Origin of the sequence: Brucella pecoris (assembly GCF_006376675.1) — a bacterium.
GTDB lineage: Bacteria > Pseudomonadota > Alphaproteobacteria > Rhizobiales > Rhizobiaceae > Brucella > Brucella pecoris.
In genome coordinates, this window is record NZ_VEWK01000001.1 from 338,942 (window position 1) to 356,742 (window position 17,801).

A 17,801-nucleotide genomic window follows, 5' to 3' on the forward strand; every position below is an offset into this window, starting at 1 on the left:
CTAAATTTATTGCCGCCAGGAGGAAAAGTCGGCATAATCCGCGTACCGGGAGGTTCAGCATTGTACAATTTCAACTTCGCGCCTGTCTTCGCGTCGATGGATAAGCTGCTGGTTGGCGCATGGCAGACAATCGAGCTTTCCTGCGCTGCCATGGTGCTTGGTTTGATCGTTTCGATCATCTGCGCGGTCGGCAAGACTTCCGGTCCAAAGCCGGTCCGGCTCATTATCGATGCCTATATCGAGATCATCCGGAACACACCGTTTCTGGTGCAGATTTTCTTCATCTTCTTTGGGTTGCCGTCTGCCGGCTTGCGTCTGTCACCGAACAGCGCTGCACTTCTCGCACTGGTGGTGAATTTCGGTGCCTATGGCACGGAGATTATTCGCGCTGGCATCGAATCTATTCATAAAGGTCAGGTGGAAGCCGGAACTGCCCTCGGTCTCTCCAAGCTGCAGGTCTTCCGCTATGTCATCATGAAACCGGCTTTGCGGACAGTCTATCCTTCGCTCACCAGCCAGTTTATTTATCTGATGCTGACTTCGAGTGTAGTTTCGGTCATTTCGGCGAATGAGCTTGCAGCCGCTGGTAACGATCTCCAGTCAGCGACCTTTGCGAGCTTCGAGGTCTATATCGTTATCACGCTCATGTATCTCGTCATGTCCATCGGTTTCTCAGCCATCTTCGCGCTGATCGAGAAGGTGGCATTCAAATACCCTTTGAGCCGATAGGAGCAGGCCATGATCAGACCTTTCGGCTGGAACGAATTTCTCATTATCGTCTACGCAGCACAGTGGACCATCGCTCTCTCCGCTATTGCCTTTGTCGGCGGCGGCATCGGAGGACTGCTTGTTGCGCTGATGCGTGTTTCGAATGCTCGTGTCCCGCGTTACATCGCGCTCGGCTTTATCCGGCTGTTTCAGGGTACACCGCTTCTGATGCAGCTCTTCCTGGTGTTCTTCGGCCTCAATATTTTCGGCCTTGGTATCAATCCGTGGATTGCCGCGACCATCGCACTGACATTACATGCGAGCGCTTTTCTGGGAGAAATCTGGCGCGGTTGTATCGATGCAGTACCGCCCGGTCAGGGCGAAGCTGCGACGGCGCTGGGGCTGCGTTATTATAACCGCATGCGCTATGTGATCCTGCCGCAAGCTGCGCGCATTTCGGTTGCACCGACAGTGGGTTTTCTTGTGCAGCTCATCAAGGGCACTTCGCTTGCCGCAATCATCGGTTTTACGGAACTGACACGGCAGGGTCAGATCATCAACAACGCAACTTTCAGCCCGTTCATGGTGTTTGGCACGGTGGCGGTTGTTTATTTTGTCCTGTGCTGGCCGCTCTCCATTCTGGCGCGCCGCATGGAAACGAGGTTTTCTCGCGCTACAGCTCGATAATTGGGGGCATGAGGAAGACGATCAGCATTTCCGACTGAGTGTGACGCGATACTGCATCGGGAAATATGCTGAGAAATAACAAAACGGTGCCGGTGAGGAGACCGGCCCTTAATAGGGAAGGAATAAACATGATTATCACCAGACGTTTGGCTATGGCTTTGATTGGAGCGGGAGCTTTTGCAACAGTAATGGCCCCGACTGCGTTCGCGCAGACCGTTGACGACATCAAAACTGCCGGGAAAATCAAAATCGGTATGCTGGTGGATTTTCCGCCATTCGGTATCATGAACACCAGCAATGAACCGGATGGCTACGATGCCGATGTGGCGAAGTTGTTGGCCAAGGAACTGGGTGTCGAAGCACAGATCGTGCCGGTTACCGGCCCCAACCGTATTCCATATCTGCAGAGCGGACAGGTCGATGTTCTGGTCGCCTCCCTGGGTATTACCGAGGAGCGCGCCAAGAGTGTTGATTTCTCTCAGCCTTATGCAGGTATTTCGATCGGCGTCTTTGGACCGAAAGATATTTCTGTGGCAAAACCAGAGGATCTGTCCGGCAAGACCATCGGCGTCGCACGCGCTTCCACACAGGACACGGCCGTAACCAAGGTTGCGCCGCAGGATGCCAACATCCGTCGCTTCGATGATGATGCGAGCGCTGTGCAGGCTCTGCTTTCGGGCCAGGTTGAGTTGATCGGTCTTTCCAACGTTGTGGCTGCCGAGATCGAAAAGGCTGCGCCGGGTCGTTATGAACAGAAAATCCAGCTCAGCCAGCAGGTGCAGGGTATTGCAGTTCGCAAGGGCTCGACGGAAATGCTCGATTTCGTCAACAAGTTCATCGAAAAGGCGAAGAGCGACGGCGAGCTGAACAAGATCCATGAAAAATGGCTCGGTGCGCCGCTGCCGGATTTTGTTTCCCAGGCAAAATAAGTTCTTGAATTCTGCCGTGCCCGTTAATCTGGCGGGCATGGCGATCCAGTCCACAAAAGTGAGTTTCTCGACATGAACCAGATGGCTCAGGGAAAAACGAACCGGCCGCCGCAGGATGCTTCGGGTTCTGCGGTGCTCATGCAGGGGGTGAATAAGTGGTACGGCACGTATCATGCACTCAGAGATATCAATCTGACCGTGGCGCGCGGTGAACGTATTGTTATCTGCGGCCCATCTGGTTCGGGGAAATCGACCCTTATCCGCTGTATTAATCAACTGGAGACCATTCAGGAAGGACGTATCGTTGTCGACGGCCACGACCTCACAGCAGGTGGAAAAAACGTTGACATTGTACGGCAGGAAACCGGCATGGTTTTCCAGCAGTTCAATCTTTTTCCGCATATGACGGTTCTCGAAAACTGCACTTTGGCTCCAATGAAAGTGCGCGGCATTTCGAAGACTGAAGCTGAAAAGACCGCGCGCAAATATCTTGAGCGCGTTCGCATTCCAGAACAGGCAGATAAATACCCGGCCCAGCTTTCCGGCGGGCAACAGCAGCGCGTAGCGATTGCACGTGCGCTCTGTATGAATCCGAAGATTATGCTTTTTGATGAGCCGACTTCGGCACTCGATCCTGAAATGGTCAAGGAAGTCCTGGACACCATGATTGATCTGGCGAAGGAAGGCATGACCATGCTTTGCGTTACCCATGAAATGGGTTTTGCACGACAGGTGGCAGACCGCGTCATCTTCATGGATCAGGGGCAAATTCTGGAAATGGCGGAGCCGGAGGAATTTTTCGGTAATCCGAAACACGAGCGCACGAAGGCCTTTATCGGCCAGATTTCCTGATTGCCTCCAATAGATTAGTAATGGAGTTTGAAGTGACGAACGAAGTTCTGCTCATCGAACCGATGATGCCGTTGATCGAAGAGCAATTAGACGCAGCTTACAAGGTGCTCCGGCTATACAAGCCGGAAGACAAAGCGGCTATTGACGCCGCTCAAGGTGTCATTCGTGCAGTCGTTACCGGCGGCGGAACAGGGCTTTCCAACGAATGGATAGAGCGTCTGCCATCGCTCGGTCTGATCGCCATCAATGGTGTTGGGACGGATAAGGTCGACCTAGCCTTTGCGCGAGACCGTAACGTGTATGTCAGCACGACACCTGGTGTTTTGACCGACGATGTTGCTGACATTGGAATCGCTCTCATGCTTGCGGTAATGCGCCATGTCGCGACGGGCGATCAATTTGTGCGGGAAGGCAAGTGGGCTCGCCGGGAAGGTTTCCCTCTTGGGGTCAGTCCAAAAGGCAAGCGTATTGGCATTCTGGGGCTTGGTCAGATCGGGAAAACATTTGCACGTCGTGCGGAAGCATTCGGCATGGAAGTGCATTATTGGAACCGCTCACCTGTCACTGACACGAACTGGATTGCACATATGACTCCAGTGGAGCTTGCACAACACAGTGATGTGCTTGCGGTTTGTGTCGCAGCTAACCCGTCGACAGCAAATATCGTCAACACGGATGTTCTCGCGGCGCTTGGGAGTAAAGGTTATCTCATCAACGTGGCTCGCGGCAGCGTCATCGACGAGGATGCACTTTTAGCTGCTTTGAATAATGAGGTCATCGCCGGTGCAGGCCTTGATGTCTTCGTCAATGAGCCGACGATACGTGAGGATTTTCTAACAGCGCCAAATATGGTTCTGATGCCGCATCAGGGCAGCGCAACGGTGGAAACACGTGTCGGAATGGGCGAACTCGTGCTCGCCAATCTTGCAGCCTATTTTTCCGGCGATGTTCCGCCGACCACGGTAAACTGAGTTATTCCCATGATTGTCAGACAAGCCTTTTTTGAAGGCACTATTCATGCTGGGCGCGAGAATGCGTTCAAAGCTTATGTCGCGGATACTCTTATGCCGATGTGGCTCGCTTTTCCGGGTATCAGGCAAGTGCGTGTTCTTTACGCTGTTGAACGCGACGAAGGTGCACCAGCTTATCCTATGGTGCTTTGGACCATGTATGACAGCAGGGAGGCGTTGACGGAAGCGCTTGCCTCACCTGTCCGATATGAAAGTCGGGAGGCCACGAAAGGCCTCCTGGAAATGTTCGACGGTCATATCCATCATCATGTTTTCGATCTCGCCCTTGAAGGGTAAGATCTTTCTTGTTTATGCACCCCACGTCCGCTCAAGGACATTGATCCAGTTTCCGTGAGCCAGTTTGACGATGGAAGCATCGTCGTAGCCGTGCTTACGGAAAGCTTCTATGACAAGCTGGAGATCGCTAACGTCGCGAAGTGTCGAAGAAATCGTGGTACCGTCAAAATCGGAACCCAGAGCCAGATGGTCGATCCCAATGCGATTGACGATATAATCGGCATGGCGAACTAGCTCGCCCAGATCCGTATTCGGATCGCGTTTTCCGTCTTCACGCAGGAATGAAACACCAAAGTTAAGCCCGACGAGGCCGCCAGTATCGCGAATGGCGTCAAGTTGTTTGTCGGTCAGGTTGCGGCTTTGCTGGCAAAGCGCGTGAGCATTGGAATGCGAAGCCACGAGCGGCGCATCGGAAATTGCCGCGATGTCCCAGAAGCCTTTCTCGTTCATATGGGAAAGGTCGACCATGACCTTGAGTTCGTTGCAAGCGCGTATGAGTGCTTTGCCATGATCCGTGAGGCCAGGACCAATGTCAGGTGATGCCGGAAACCGAAACGGGATACCATGGGCAAAAATATTTGGGCGGCTCCAGACAGGCCCCAGTGTTCTGAGGCCCGCTTCATACAAAACATATAGGGCATCAAGGTCCTCGCTAAAGGCCTCCACACCTTCGATATGGTAGACCGAAGCGAAAACTCCTTTGGCAAACGCATCGCGAATATCTGCTGCCGTGCGGCAGATCCGAACTTTGCCTTCAGACGCCTGCTCGATCTTCAGAAGGATCGCCGACATGGCGAGCGTTGCCTTCATCGCATCCGTCTGGGTTGGCGTCGCCAGATTGCCATTTGTATCGAGTTCCCGCGAAGGCGAGGGCACATACACAGCACAAAGTCCGCCGCCCAGCCCACCCTTCTGGGAGCGTGGAAGGTCGATATGTCCGACTTGCTCGCCTTGAAGAAAACGCTTTTCCGGCGCGGAAGCATCAGATGACCATAGGCGCAGCAGCACGTCGTTGTGACCATCGAAAACGGGGATCTTCTGTTCTGTCGCCATAGGGGAGCCTTCTCAAATCAAATCCAGGATTCAAAAAGGGGTGATGGACCCAAGCGAGAAGAATTGCAAATGCGATTTCGGTCAATCGCTATGACCACACTGCATGAGCAGCGATTCTTTCAAGCAAAAGGTCTCTTTTAGTTTGTCCTCATGCAAACTCTGCATAGGGAATGCAAAATTCTGCATTGGCCCCTGCCTCCGCCGACGTGATAGCGGGAAGCTGGAAAAATGTATCCAGAGATAGAACGCTGTCGATATGGCTCCCGATAACTGGGAGCCTTTCAGAAAGTGTTGCAACAGGAGCTCTCAATGATTTCAAGACGCGGTTTTCTGGCGGGCGCAGCCGCCGTTCCTTTCCTGTCCTATGCCAGCATTTTGCCTGCAATAGGAGCCGGGCGTCAGGACATTCTGGTTGTGGCCCAGCAGCTCGACAACATGACCAGTCTTGATCCGCATGAGAGCTTTGAAGCTGTCGGCAGCGAAATCTGCAACAACATGTATCAGCGTCTGGTACATCCAAGTCTTTCCAATCCGGATCAGGTGGAAGGCGGCGTTGCTGTTTCCTGGGAAGCCGACGCTGACGGAAAAGTCTTCACCTTCAAGATCGATCCGAATGCAAAATTTGCAAGCGGCGCACAGATCACAGCTGAGGATGTTGCCTTCTCGCTGCAACGCGCGATCAAGATGAACAAGGGCCCGGCTTTCATCATTGGCCAGTTCGGTTTCACGCCTGAAAATGCGGAGAAGAACATCGTTGCAACTGATCCGTCGACATTGACTCTGACGGTTGAGCAGTCAACGTCGCTGCCTTTCCTGCTGTACTGCCTGTCGGCCAGTGTCGCCAGCATTGTGGAAAAGAAGACTGTTCTGGAAAATGCCTCCGGTGATGATCTCGGTAACGGCTGGCTTCAGAAGAACAGCGCCGGTTCGGGTGAATGGGTTCTCGTTTCCTGGAAGCCGAGCGAAAGCATCATACTGAACGTTAATCCACATGGCGCTTATAAGGGCAATGTGAAGCGCATTCTTCTGCGCCACGTTGCGGACCCTTCTTCGCAGCTCCTCATGCTCCAAAAGGGCGACGTCGATATTGCTCGTAACCTTACCACCGAGCAGCTTCGGGTTCTGGACGGTGATGAAAAATACAATCTGGTGCGCAAAGGCGTTGGTGGCTTGATGCTGATGTCGCTCAATCAGAACGTGGAGGTTCTTGCCAAGCCGAAGGTTTGGGAGGCAATCAAGTGGGCTGTGGACTATGAGGGCATTCAGAAGAATATCGTGCCGCTGAATTACAAGGTTCATCAAACACTTGTTCCTGAAGGTTTTCCGGCAGCTCTGAATGAAAATCCATTCAAGAAAGATATTGCCAAGGCAAAGGCTCTTCTTGCAGAGGCTGGCGTCCCCGATGGCTTTTCTATCAAGATGGACCACTATTCGGCGCAGCCAAGCCCCGATATTGCACAGGCAATTCAGGCAAGCCTTGCGGAAATCGGTATCAAGGTAGAGCTGCTCGCTGCTGAAAATCGTCAGGTTCTGACGAAGATGCGCGCTCGTGAGCATCAGATGGCATTGACCGTATGGGGTTCGGACTATTTCGATCCGAATACGAATGTTGATGTATTCTGCAACAATCCAGACAATTCCGATGATGCGAAGACCAAGCCTTTCGCGTGGCGCTCGCATTTTCAGAATGAGGATTTTGCCAAGAAGTCCCTTGCTGCGCGCGACGAGCAGGATCCTGCAAAGCGCGTGAAGATGTATGAAGATCTGCAGCGTGAATTCATGAACAACAGTCCGTTCATCATCATGATGCAGAAGTTCGAGACGGCTGCTTGCCGCAAAGACATTACCGGAATGCGTCTCGGTGTCCTGTCCGATTCTCATTCCTATGCAGGGATCGCCAAGGCGTGAAGAAAAGCCTCAAGAATCTGACCGGCATCCTGAGCAGCGTGTTGATCACGCTGTTCGGGCTTATGGTTATTACCTTCATGATCGGCCGCGTCATGCCGGTCGATCCTGTTATTGCTGCCGTCGGCGACAACGCACCCGAGGCTGTTATCCAGCGTGTTCGCGCAGAGATGGGCCTCGATCAGCCGCTTGTGGTTCAGTTCGTGCACTATATCGGACAGGTGCTGCGTGGCGATTTCGGCAATTCCATTCTGACTCGCAATCCGGTGACACAGGATATTGCTCGTTATTTTCCGGCAACGCTGGAGCTGGCAACAGCCGCGCTTCTTGTTGCCGCGCTTATCGGTATTCCGCTCGGAGTATGGGCGGCCGTACGGCAGGGTTCCGTCGTCGATCAGGCAATCCGCGTAATCTGCCTTGCCGGTCATTCGGTCCCGGTTTTCATGCTGGCCCTGATTTCGCTGCTGGTCTTCTATGCGACGCTTGACATCGCGCCGGGACCTGGACGACAGGACATCATCTATGAAGGCATGATCCCTCATGTTACCGGCCTGCTTACCATCGATAGTCTCATTGAGGGTGATTGGGACGCATTCCTGGATGCCGTCTATCACATGATCCAGCCGGTTCTGATCCTCGCCTACTTCAGCATGGCGTATATCACGCGTATGACCCGCGCCTTCATGCTCGATGCGCTCAAGGGGGAATTCGTCATTACGGCACGTGCGAAGGGACTTTCGCTGACGTCTGTCATCTGGAAACACGCTTTTCCGACCGTTGCCGTGCAGCTTGTGACCGTGCTGGCGCTGACATATGCGGGCCTGCTAGAAGGTGCTGTCGTGACAGAAACCGTCTTCAGTTGGCCTGGCCTGGGCCAGTATCTCACCGTGTCGCTGATGAATGCCGATATGAATCCGGTCGTGGGCGCTACATTGCTCATCGGCGTTATCTATGTCGGGCTCAATCTGCTTGCTGATATCCTCTATAAAGTTCTGGATCCACGTGTCCGATGATTTTTGCCAATTTTCATAACTGGGCGCTGGATGACTCGCCCGCTTCTCGTTCTCAGGCTAACTGGGGCAGGCGCTATCGCATCTGGGTAAACCTCCGGGCTAATCCGCTCGCGATGATTGGTCTCTTTATCATCGTCGCGTTCGTCGTCCTGTCGTTGGCCGCACCATTGCTCGCGCCCTATGATCCAAGTGTGCAGAATCTCGGCAATCGCTTGTCTGCTCCAACTGCAGCGCATTGGTTCGGTACGGATGAACTGGGCCGCGATATTCTTTCGCGCATTCTCTATGGCGGCCGCGTAACCCTGGGAATGGTCATTGCCGTCGTTATTCTTGTCGCACCAATCGGCCTCTTCATCGGTTGTATTGCTGGTTATTTCGGCGGGATTGTCGATACCGCGCTGATGCGTGTCACGGACGTCTTTCTTGCATTTCCGCGTTTGATCCTTGCACTGGCCTTCGTGGCCGCATTGAAGCCGGGTGTTGAAAGCGCTGTTTTGGCTATCGCACTGACTGCATGGCCGCCATATGCGCGTCTTGCGCGTGCGGAAACCATGACCTTGCGCAAGAGCGATTTCATCGCTGCAGCCAAGCTGACTGGCGCATCGCCTTTCCGCATCATTCTGCGCCATATCATGCCGCTCTGCCTACCGAGTGTCATCGTGCGCATCACACTCGATATGAGCTCGATCATCATCACTGCTGCAAGTCTCGGATTCCTGGGTATGGGCGCTCAGCCGCCGTCACCGGAATGGGGCGCGATGATTGCTACCGCCAAGCGCTTTATCTTCGAACAATGGTGGGTTGCCACTATTCCCGGTATCGCGATCTTCCTCGTCTCGCTTGCGTTCAATTTCCTTGGCGACGGTCTGCGTGACGTGCTCGACCCGAAGCAGAATTGAGAGAACAGATGTTGGTTGATATTAAAAATCTGCAGATTAGCTTCGAAACGCGCACCAACCGTTTTGATGCTGTTCGCGGGATTTCGCTTCAGCTTGGCCGCGAAAAACTGGGCATCGTCGGCGAAAGCGGTTCGGGAAAGTCTTTGACTGCGCGCGCCCTCATGAAACTGCTGCCGCCAATCGCTGAAGTGAGGGCTGACAAGCTTTCCTTTGATGGTATCGACATTTTGTCGGCGACCGAACGCGGCATGCGTCAGATACGCGGCAAGCGGGCTGGCTTCATCCTTCAGGATCCCAAATATTCGCTTAATCCGGTCAAGACCATTGGTGTGCAGGTGGCTGAGGCGTGGCGCACCCACAAAGGCGGTAGTAAACGTCAAGCGATGGATGCTGCGGTTGATCTTCTTGATCAGGTCATGATCCGCAACCCGCGCGACGTGGCGAAGCTATATCCGCACGAGGTTTCGGGCGGTATGGGGCAACGTGTCATGATTGCGATGATGCTCGCACCTGATCCGGAACTGCTCATCGCCGATGAACCGACATCTGCACTCGACGCTACAGTGCAGGCTGAAATTCTGCGCCTGATCGACGATCTGGTCTCGAAACGTGGCATGGGGCTCCTGCTCATCAGCCACGACCTTCCGCTCGTGTCTCATTTCTGCGACCGCGTTATGGTCATGTATATGGGCCGTGTCATGGAGGAGTTGAAAGCTTCCGAACTCGTGCGCGCTGAGCATCCCTATACGAAGGGACTTCTCAATTGCATTCCATCGCTCATGCATCCCCGTGATCGATTGCCGGTTCTCAATCGTGAAGAAAGTTGGCTAAACTCATGATAGTTATTGATCAACTCCGCATTAGTTTCAGCGAGCGTGAAGTCGTCAAGGGTGTATCCTTCAATGTGGAGAAGGGGGGGAGCTTCGGCATTGTTGGCGAAAGCGGCTCCGGCAAATCCACCATTCTGCGCGCCATGGCTGGCCTCAATGAACAATGGAGCGGCCGTATTGTGTTTGATGGCAAAGAGGTCGCTCAAAGACGTACGCCTGCCTTTTTCCGTCAGGTGCAGATGGTGTTTCAGGATCCTTTCGGATCGCTGCATCCGCGCCAGACCATCGACCGTATTTTGAGCGAGCTTCTGCTGGTTCATGGTATCGGGGATATAGACAAGCGTATTGAAAAAGTGCTTGACGAAGTCGCGCTGCCTAGATCTGCACGGTTTCGCTTTCCGCACCAGCTTTCGGGTGGCCAACGCCAGCGCGTAGCGATTGCTCGCGCTCTGATTGCAGAACCGGAGGTTCTGCTGCTGGACGAACCGACATCGGCGCTTGATGTCTCGGTGCAAGCTGAAATTCTCAATCTTCTCGCAGACTTGCGCGCAGAAAAGAATCTCACTTATGTGCTCGTGAGCCATAATCTCGCAGTGATCGCGCATCTCTGCCCACGGGTGGGCGTTATGCAACATGGTGAGATGGTGGAGCAGCTCAGTGCCGAAGATTTGCGTGCCGGGCGAACGACACATCCGCATACCACAGAATTGCGCGCCCTAAGCGTCAATCTGGAAGAACCTGCCTGACGGAGTTTTCATGTCAACGCATGCAGACTGGAACGCGGCATCGCTCGCCGCGAAAGTCTTTTCGAGAAGCTGGGCCAAGGATGAGCCGGGCGGCGTTATTATCGGTTTCGGTCCCGACGGCGTGAAATTCGCCTATGCGGGCGGGCTCGAATGCTTGTCTACTGGTGTGCCGTTCACGGCAAATACGGTCGTTCGCTATGCGTCGGTCACAAAACATGCATTCTGTGCAATGGTTCTCAAGCATAGTGATGTTATCGGCTTGGATGACCGGCTGGGTGATCATCTGCCGGAACTGCAGCCTCCACTCGCGAACGTCACGGTTGGTCGCGCACTCGACATGACAGGCGGTCTGCCGGATACGCGGGAATGCCTGACGCTTCTGGGACTGTCCGTTTATACGCAGACGGACGCCGATCAGCTTCTGGATTATCTTGCCTCTCTCAATCGTCTCAATTTCGATGCGGGTTCGGAGATTTCCTATTCCAATACCGGCTATCGTCTGGTGGAGGCCGCGCTTGAGCGGAAGGGGTTGCGCTTTAATGATTTTGTGAAATCGGAAATTGCGGGACCTCTCGATATTTTCATGGAAGCACCGGACGTCTGGAATGATCCGGTTGCGGGCCTTGTTCCCGGTTATTGGAAATCCGGTGAAAAATGGCAGCTCAGTTCCGCTGGCCTGCATATTTCAGCGTCTGGCAGCTTGACTGGCAGTGGTATGGCGTTGACCAAATGGGCGCAGGCACTGGTTAATGGTGAGGGCGTATTCAAAGGCTTGCTCGATAAGTTGTCGGCTGACCGCCGTCTTTCTGATGGGCGAGTAACCGGTTACGGTCTTGGGCTGCGATGGAACGAAGTGGGTGGCAAGTGTTTTGTCGGGCACGGTGGCTCGCACCCTGGCTACAAGAGCTATTTTCTGCTCGATCCTGCCGCGAAGACCGGCATGATTGTTGTTTCAAACCGTGAAGACACCAATACTTATAAAATGGCGCGGGACTGCATGGCTGCTCTCAACGGTTTGCCGTTGCCAGAAGCCAACTGCACGATCCCAGATGGACTGTATGTGGCAGAGAGTGGGCCGTTCTGGCTGGAAATGCGCAATGGCATAGCCAACTGGCTCGATTCTGAGGACACGCTTTATGATATCGGCGATGACCGGTTCTCGTCCCTGTCGCCGTCTTCCCCGGTTGAACTTCGTTGGACAGGCACCGAGCTGGAAGGTGAAATTGGATATGTGCCTCGCCGATTGAAGCCGGTAGCGCCGAAACCGGTAGGCAGGGAACTCGACGGCCATTGGCGGGCAACGCCCTATGGCGCCAGTTTTGATATCAAGGACGGCCATCTCATCATGGGCATAGGACCCACACGTCGGGCCATGCCGTTGGAAGATCTCGGTCAGGGGCGTGCGCTCTTCACGCTGTATGATGGCCCGTGGACTAAACGCGTCTGTCTGCATAGGCTTGACGACAATCGTGTCGAACTGGTCCTAAGCCGCAGTCGCATGATTGAATACGTTCGTTAGACCGCCTTTCGATCTGATTGAATTAGATCGGCGCGTCTCAACTGTTTGTTTTAACGAGCATCTTGTTCCGCAAACCGTTTCACACCTTTCGGGATACGCTCTAATCTGGATATCCGATGGTTATATGCGCGGCGGAAGGGTGACCTTACCGCCGCGTCTTGCATTGTGATAGCTTTCGATAATTGATTCCGAATATGAGGTGATGTGATGCTGGAACGGATGATCGATCAGGGTGTAGGTCGGGAACCCGCTGACATCGTCTTGAAGGGTGGCCGTTTCTTCGATCTCGTGACCGGCGAGCTTGTCGAAAGTGACGTCGCGATCTGTGGTGACCGGATTGTGGGAACATTCGGCAACTATCAGGGCAAGCACGAAATCGACATTTCCGGGCGGATCGTCGTGCCGGGATTTATCGATACGCACCTTCACATTGAATCCTCGCATGTTACGCCGCACGAATTTGACCGGTGTGTATTGCCGCAAGGCGTTACAACAGTCATTTGCGATCCGCACGAGATTGCAAATGTGCTGGGTGCCGAAGGCATCAAGTTCTTCCTCGATAGCGCTTTGGAAACCGTCCTGGATATCCGTGTACAGCTTTCGAGCTGTGTGCCGGCGACCCATATGGAAACGTCTGGCGCTGAACTCCTGATTGATGACCTCTTGCCTTTTGCCAATCATCCCAAGGTGATCGGTCTTGCCGAGTTCATGAATTTTCCGGGGGTTCTGGCGAAAGACCCTGAATGCATGGCGAAGCTCAAGGCGTTTCAAGGGCGGCACATCGATGGCCATGCACCGCTTCTGCGCGGTTTTGATCTGAATGGCTATATTTCCGCAGGCATTCGTACCGAACACGAGGCGACAACTGCGGAAGAAGCGCTCGAAAAGATGCGCAAGGGCATGCATGTGCTGGTGCGTGAAGGGTCTGTTTCCAAAGATCTAAAGGCGCTTATGCCGATTATGACCGAGCGTCATGCACAGTTTCTGGCGCTATGCACGGATGACCGTAATCCGCTGGATATCGCCGATCAGGGACATCTGGATTACCTCATTCGTACGGCAATCGCAGGTGGCGTTGAGCCGATTGCCATTTACCGGGCCGCAACTATTTCTGCAGCACGCGCTTTCGGCCTTTTTGACCGCGGCTTGGTTGCTCCGGGCCAGCGAGCCGATCTCGTTGTGGTGGATAGTCTTGAAGGTTGTCATGCCGAAATCGTATTATCTGCAGGCAGGGTGGTTTCGGAGGATTTATTTGCCATCCGCAAGACTGTTGCGCCTGTTGGGCGCAACAGCGTCAAAGCGCCCAAAGTCAGTGCATCCAGTTTCCGCTCTCATTCCAATAGCGGAAAGACACGTGCAATCGGTATCATTCCGGGCAAGATCATAACGGAAAGCCTCGAATTCGACCTTAAAGTTGGGCCGAATGGTGTCGAGCCGGACTTCCAAAAAGATGTCGTCAAGATTGCCGTTGTCGAACGTCACGGCAAAAATGGAAATATCGCGACCGGCTTTGTGCATGGTTTTGGGTTGAAGGCAGGTGCAATCGCTTCGACCGTTAGCCATGACAGTCATAATATCTGCGTGGTGGGCACATCTGACGAAGATATTGCGGCTGCTGCAAACCGATTAGGCGAAATTGAGGGTGGTTTTGTCGTCGTGCGTGATGGCAAGGTTTTGGCTGAAATGCCTTTGCCCATCGCAGGATTGATGAGTGCGGAACCATACGAAACTGTCCGCGACCAGCTTCGTGTTCTGCGTCATGCAGCCGAAGAACTGGGTTCAGTTCTCGAAGAGCCATTTTTGCAACTGGCTTTCATCGCCTTGCCGGTAATCCCACATCTCAAGATCACTGATCGCGGCCTCGTAGACGTCGACAAGTTCGAGTTTGTTGGCAACTGATTAGTGCAGGCCGCCGACACCCAGCAGTTCTTCTACAGCCTGCTGGGTGTCGGCGAGGTCTGCCGATGTGCCAGACCACGCGATACGCCCACGTTCCAGAATAATGACATGATCGGCAAAATCGAGTGCGCTCTGGATACGTTGTTCGACAAGCAAGATTGTCATGTCACCCTTTTGCGCCAGCATCGAGAATGCGGCCATCAGTTCTTCACAGATGACAGGTGCGAGTCCTTCCAGCGGTTCATCGAGTAGCAGCACTGTTGGTTGCCCGAGAATGCTGCGCGCTGTGGAAAGCATCTGCTGTTCGCCGCCTGAAAGCTGTGAGCCAAGATTGTGGCACCGCTCCTTCAGGCGCGGAAACATAGTGTAGGCTTCTTTAAGCGCATCCTTTGGCCGGTTCTTAAGGCCAACGAAGAGGTTTTCTTCGACTGTGAGGGTCGGGAAAACATCGCGGGTTTGCGGCACATAGCCAAGGCCGGCAATTGCGCGCGCGGCTGATGGAAGCGTGGCGATATTCTTCCCCCCCAGCAGAATTTCACCGCCATAGCGGCGCGTCTGGCCTGCTATGGTGGCAAACAGGCTGGTCTTGCCAACACCATTGCGACCAAGAATTGCAAGCCGCGATCCCGGTTCGGCTTTGAACGATACATCTTCAATGACGCGGGTAGGGCCATAGCCGGAGGAGAGATTGCGAATTTCAAGCGAGGCGGCACTCATTGCGCATAGCTCCCGAGATAGGCTTCGCGGACTTGTGCGTCCTGCACGACGTCTTGTGGTAGCCCGTCAAAAATCACCGTTCCGGCAGCCAGCACCACAACGCGCTTTGCAAAGCGAAAAACGAGGTCCATATCGTGCTCGATCATGAGTACTGCCAGATCTGCAGGTAATCGGTCGAGCGCTTCCTCAATACGGCCCGTATCACTTTGCGGAACACCGGCGGCAGGTTCATCAAGTAGCAGAACTTTGGGCCGAAGCGCTAACGCCAGGGCAATTTCAAGAAGTCTCTGCTGGCCATAAGCGATTTCACTCACTCGCAACTGCCCAAGATGTAGAAGGCCGAGCGCATCGAGAATACCGCAAACTTCATCCATAACTTCCGGCATTTTGCGATAGTTGCCAAGAATGCGACCCGCCTTACCTTTGCGCTGCAGGACAGCAAGGGCGACATGTTCTTCAGGGGTCATGTCGAAGAAGAGACGGGTAACCTGGAAAGAGCGCACCAGTCCGCGTCTGACGCGCTGCATGGCGTTCAGCCCGGAGACGTTCTCGCCGCCCAATGCCACTGTACCGGAAGTCGCGGCGAGGTTACCTGTGACGAGATTGACGAAGGTGGTCTTGCCTGCGCCATTGGGGCCAATGAGCGCGACGCGGTCGCCCTTCGCCATACTGAGCGAGACGTCGTTCGTGACCGCCAGACCACCGAAATTCTTGCGCAGTTTCGTTACTTCGAAAACCGTACTCATCTGCTGTGCGCTTTCTGCTTTTCGAAATAATAAGCTAGGGTTCCGTAGAGGCCGCGTGGCGCAAACAGCACGACAGCAATCAACAAGGCACCGACCATTGTGAGCCAATGGAAAGGATTGGCTGCTGAGACCAGATCTTCGAACCACATGAAGACAACCGTGCCGATTAGTCCGCCGAACAGCGACCCCGTGCCGCCGAGAACCAACATCACCAAAGCCTCCGCCGACATGGTGAAGCTGAGACTATCCAGTCCAACGACCTGCGTGGAAATCGCGTTCAGCGCGCCGCCGATACCGGCTACAGCCCCTGAAATAACATACATCCGAAGCTGTATGGATTGAACCGAAGCGCCCATCGCATGAATGCGGATCGGGTCTTCTTTCACACCTCGGCAAAGCATGCCGAAGGGTGAACGTACCACATAGCGTAGGAAGATGAAGGAAACGAGCAGTAGGATTACGGCATAAATGTAGACAGTGTGTCCGTAGAGATCGAACTCGAACATGCCGAAAATGGGATCGGGCGAAATGCCGCTTAGTCCATCGCTACCACCGGTCCAGCCTGATGCTTTGTTGGCGGCTTCATGGAACAGATGGACAACGGCAATCGATAAAACAAGTTGTGCGAGGCCATGAGCGCGCAGGATGACCATGCCGGAAATAAGCCCGGTAAGTGCGCCTGCAACAAGACCGATAAGCGTCATCAGGATCGGGTCGGTTATGCCGAAATGGGCGGCGGCGATACCGGCACCGTAGGCGCCAGCGCCAAACAGCGCCGCATGACCGAGGGTCGCAATGCCGCAATAGCCCGTTACCAGATCGAGCGACAAGACGAGGAGAGCAATGGCAATGATACGTGTCAGCAGTGCCAGATTGTCGGGGAACAGAACCCAACCGACGATACTGGCTGCAATAATGGCCGCAATGCCAATGAGTCCCGCATAGGAATGACGGCTATGGGGAAGCGGGTGCGTCATGTCTGTCATTTCCTGGCCAGCCTTCCTGCGAGACCGCGTGGGAACAGAGTCACAATGACTATCACCGCCAGATAAAAGAAGAACTCGCCATATTCCGGTGCCAAATAGCGACCGGTTGTGTCGATTGCCCCGAGCAAGAGACAGGCGATCAGCGCACCCGGTATGGAGCCTGCACCACCGACGGAAACAACAACCAGAAATGTCACCATGTAGCGGAGAGCATAATAGGGCTCGACTGGCAGAAGTTCGGCACCGACAACGCCGCCGAAAGCTGCAAGTCCGATGGCAAGCGCAAAGCTAATCGCGTAAACAATTTCCGTTCGCACGCCGAGGGCTGCCGCCATGTTGGCATTGTCGACGGCAGCTCGCAGTTTCACGCCGAAAGCAGTGCGTTCAATGATGTACCAGAGGCCAAGAGCTACTGCGAAGCCACATCCGATTGCAAAGATGCGGTGTTTTGCAATGGCGCGGAATCCGAGATCAACCGATCCACGCAACATTTCGGGCAAAGGAATGGTCTTCAGTGTCGGCCCGAATATATAATTGGTGAGACCGATGATGCAAAAAGTGATGCCGATAGTCATCAGTACCTGTGTCAGTTCAGGCGCTCCATAAATGCGTCGATAGAGCAGTCTCTCTACGGGAACGGCGATTATCATCGTACCGACGACCGCGATAATGATTGCAAAGCCATAATTGAGGCCAAGCTGCTGGACGGCATAGGATGCGAAATAGCCGCCGATCATTGCAAATGCGCCATGAGCAAGATTGATAACGCGCATCAAACCCATGGTGACCGAAAGGCCGACGGAAATGACGAAAAGCACCATGCCATAGGCGAGCGCATCGACAGCAATGCTGAGCACAGTCTGCATTGAGTGGTCCTGTTAGAGCACATCCCGAAGTGTGTGAAATGGTCTTCGGGATGAGCGTTAAAATAAGCAGTTGCTTGCGAGCTGTGTATCGCCTTGTGTCATTTCGAGCATCAAGGCGCGTCCACTCTTGAATGTCGGG

General features: G+C 54.0%; 18 protein-coding genes. 13 read left to right on the top strand and 5 right to left on the bottom strand.

Annotation, left to right across the window (positions count from 1 at the left end):
* Positions 1-60: 60 nt before the first annotated feature.
* The 6 genes from FIB18_RS01525 to FIB18_RS01550 all read left to right on the top strand — a co-directional run bounded on the left by FIB18_RS01525 (position 61) and on the right by FIB18_RS01550 (position 4,483).
* Positions 61-729, top strand: coding sequence for an amino acid ABC transporter permease (locus FIB18_RS01525; RefSeq protein ID WP_140019067.1), 669 nt, complete (start codon positions 61-63; stop codon positions 727-729).
* Positions 730-738: 9 nt separating this feature from the next.
* Positions 739-1,395, top strand: coding sequence for an amino acid ABC transporter permease (locus FIB18_RS01530; RefSeq protein ID WP_140019068.1), 657 nt, complete (start codon positions 739-741; stop codon positions 1,393-1,395).
* A gap of 128 nt (positions 1,396-1,523) precedes the next feature.
* Positions 1,524-2,324: a transporter substrate-binding domain-containing protein gene (locus FIB18_RS01535; protein WP_140019070.1), complete on the top strand. Its 801-nt coding sequence runs from the start codon at positions 1,524-1,526 to the stop codon at positions 2,322-2,324.
* 72 nt (positions 2,325-2,396) lie between these two features.
* Positions 2,397-3,176, top strand: a complete 780-nt coding sequence (locus tag FIB18_RS01540; protein ID WP_140019072.1) for an amino acid ABC transporter ATP-binding protein — start codon at positions 2,397-2,399, stop codon at positions 3,174-3,176.
* Between the two features lie 20 nt (positions 3,177-3,196).
* Positions 3,197-4,147: a 2-hydroxyacid dehydrogenase gene (locus FIB18_RS01545; protein WP_140019073.1), complete on the top strand. Its 951-nt coding sequence runs from the start codon at positions 3,197-3,199 to the stop codon at positions 4,145-4,147.
* A 9-nt stretch (positions 4,148-4,156) separates the two neighbouring features.
* A complete protein-coding gene (locus FIB18_RS01550) occupies positions 4,157-4,483 on the top strand; it encodes a hypothetical protein (RefSeq protein WP_140019075.1) in 327 nt (108 codons plus the stop codon).
* A gap of 12 nt (positions 4,484-4,495) precedes the next feature.
* Here the strand turns inward: FIB18_RS01550 and FIB18_RS01555 are convergent, their stop codons facing one another.
* On the bottom strand, positions 4,496-5,536 hold the full coding sequence (locus FIB18_RS01555; protein WP_140019076.1) for a dipeptidase: 1,041 nt from the start codon (positions 5,534-5,536) through the stop codon (positions 4,496-4,498).
* 309 nt (positions 5,537-5,845) lie between these two features.
* Here FIB18_RS01555 and FIB18_RS01565 point away from each other — a divergent pair, with 309 nt between their 5' ends.
* The 7 genes from FIB18_RS01565 (at position 5,846) to ade (ending at position 14,347) form a co-directional block, all read left to right on the top strand.
* Positions 5,846-7,444, top strand: coding sequence for an ABC transporter substrate-binding protein (locus tag FIB18_RS01565; RefSeq protein ID WP_140019080.1), 1,599 nt, complete (start codon positions 5,846-5,848; stop codon positions 7,442-7,444).
* Entirely contained in the window at positions 7,441-8,454 is a 1,014-nt protein-coding gene (locus FIB18_RS01570) for an ABC transporter permease (protein ID WP_140019082.1), read from the top strand. The genes FIB18_RS01565 and FIB18_RS01570 overlap by 4 nt, the downstream gene beginning before the upstream one ends.
* Positions 8,451-9,353 carry a nickel transporter permease gene (gene nikC, locus FIB18_RS01575; RefSeq protein WP_140019084.1) on the top strand — a complete coding sequence of 301 codons (903 nt, stop codon included), beginning with the start codon at positions 8,451-8,453 and terminating at the stop codon, positions 9,351-9,353. Before FIB18_RS01570 ends, nikC begins: the two co-directional genes overlap by 4 nt.
* Before the next feature lie 8 nt (positions 9,354-9,361).
* Positions 9,362-10,192 carry an ABC transporter ATP-binding protein gene (locus FIB18_RS01580; RefSeq protein ID WP_140019085.1) on the top strand — a complete coding sequence of 277 codons (831 nt, stop codon included), beginning with the start codon at positions 9,362-9,364 and terminating at the stop codon, positions 10,190-10,192.
* A complete protein-coding gene (locus FIB18_RS01585) occupies positions 10,189-10,929 on the top strand; it encodes an ABC transporter ATP-binding protein (protein ID WP_140019086.1) in 741 nt (246 codons plus the stop codon). The genes FIB18_RS01580 and FIB18_RS01585 overlap by 4 nt, the downstream gene beginning before the upstream one ends.
* 10 nt (positions 10,930-10,939) lie before the next feature.
* The gene (locus FIB18_RS01590) at positions 10,940-12,448 is read left to right on the top strand and encodes a serine hydrolase domain-containing protein (RefSeq protein WP_140019087.1); all 1,509 of its coding nucleotides are present in this window, start codon (positions 10,940-10,942) and stop codon (positions 12,446-12,448) included.
* 207 nt (positions 12,449-12,655) lie between these two features.
* Positions 12,656-14,347: an adenine deaminase gene (ade, locus tag FIB18_RS01595; RefSeq protein ID WP_140019088.1), complete on the top strand. Its 1,692-nt coding sequence runs from the start codon at positions 12,656-12,658 to the stop codon at positions 14,345-14,347.
* Here ade and FIB18_RS01600 read toward each other — a convergent pair whose 3' ends face one another.
* The 4 genes from FIB18_RS01600 to FIB18_RS01615 are packed head-to-tail and all read right to left on the bottom strand — an operon-like array spanning position 14,348 to position 17,662.
* Positions 14,348-15,064: an ABC transporter ATP-binding protein gene (locus FIB18_RS01600; RefSeq protein ID WP_140019090.1), complete on the bottom strand. Its 717-nt coding sequence runs from the start codon at positions 15,062-15,064 to the stop codon at positions 14,348-14,350.
* Entirely contained in the window at positions 15,061-15,810 is a 750-nt protein-coding gene (locus FIB18_RS01605; RefSeq protein ID WP_140019091.1) for an ABC transporter ATP-binding protein, read from the bottom strand. The genes FIB18_RS01600 and FIB18_RS01605 overlap by 4 nt, the downstream gene beginning before the upstream one ends.
* Positions 15,807-16,796, bottom strand: a complete 990-nt coding sequence (locus tag FIB18_RS01610; RefSeq protein ID WP_140019093.1) for a branched-chain amino acid ABC transporter permease — start codon at positions 16,794-16,796, stop codon at positions 15,807-15,809. The genes FIB18_RS01605 and FIB18_RS01610 overlap by 4 nt, the downstream gene beginning before the upstream one ends.
* Entirely contained in the window at positions 16,793-17,662 is an 870-nt protein-coding gene (locus tag FIB18_RS01615; protein WP_140019095.1) for a branched-chain amino acid ABC transporter permease, read from the bottom strand. Before FIB18_RS01615 ends, FIB18_RS01610 begins: the two co-directional genes overlap by 4 nt.
* Positions 17,663-17,801 lie beyond the last annotated feature (139 nt).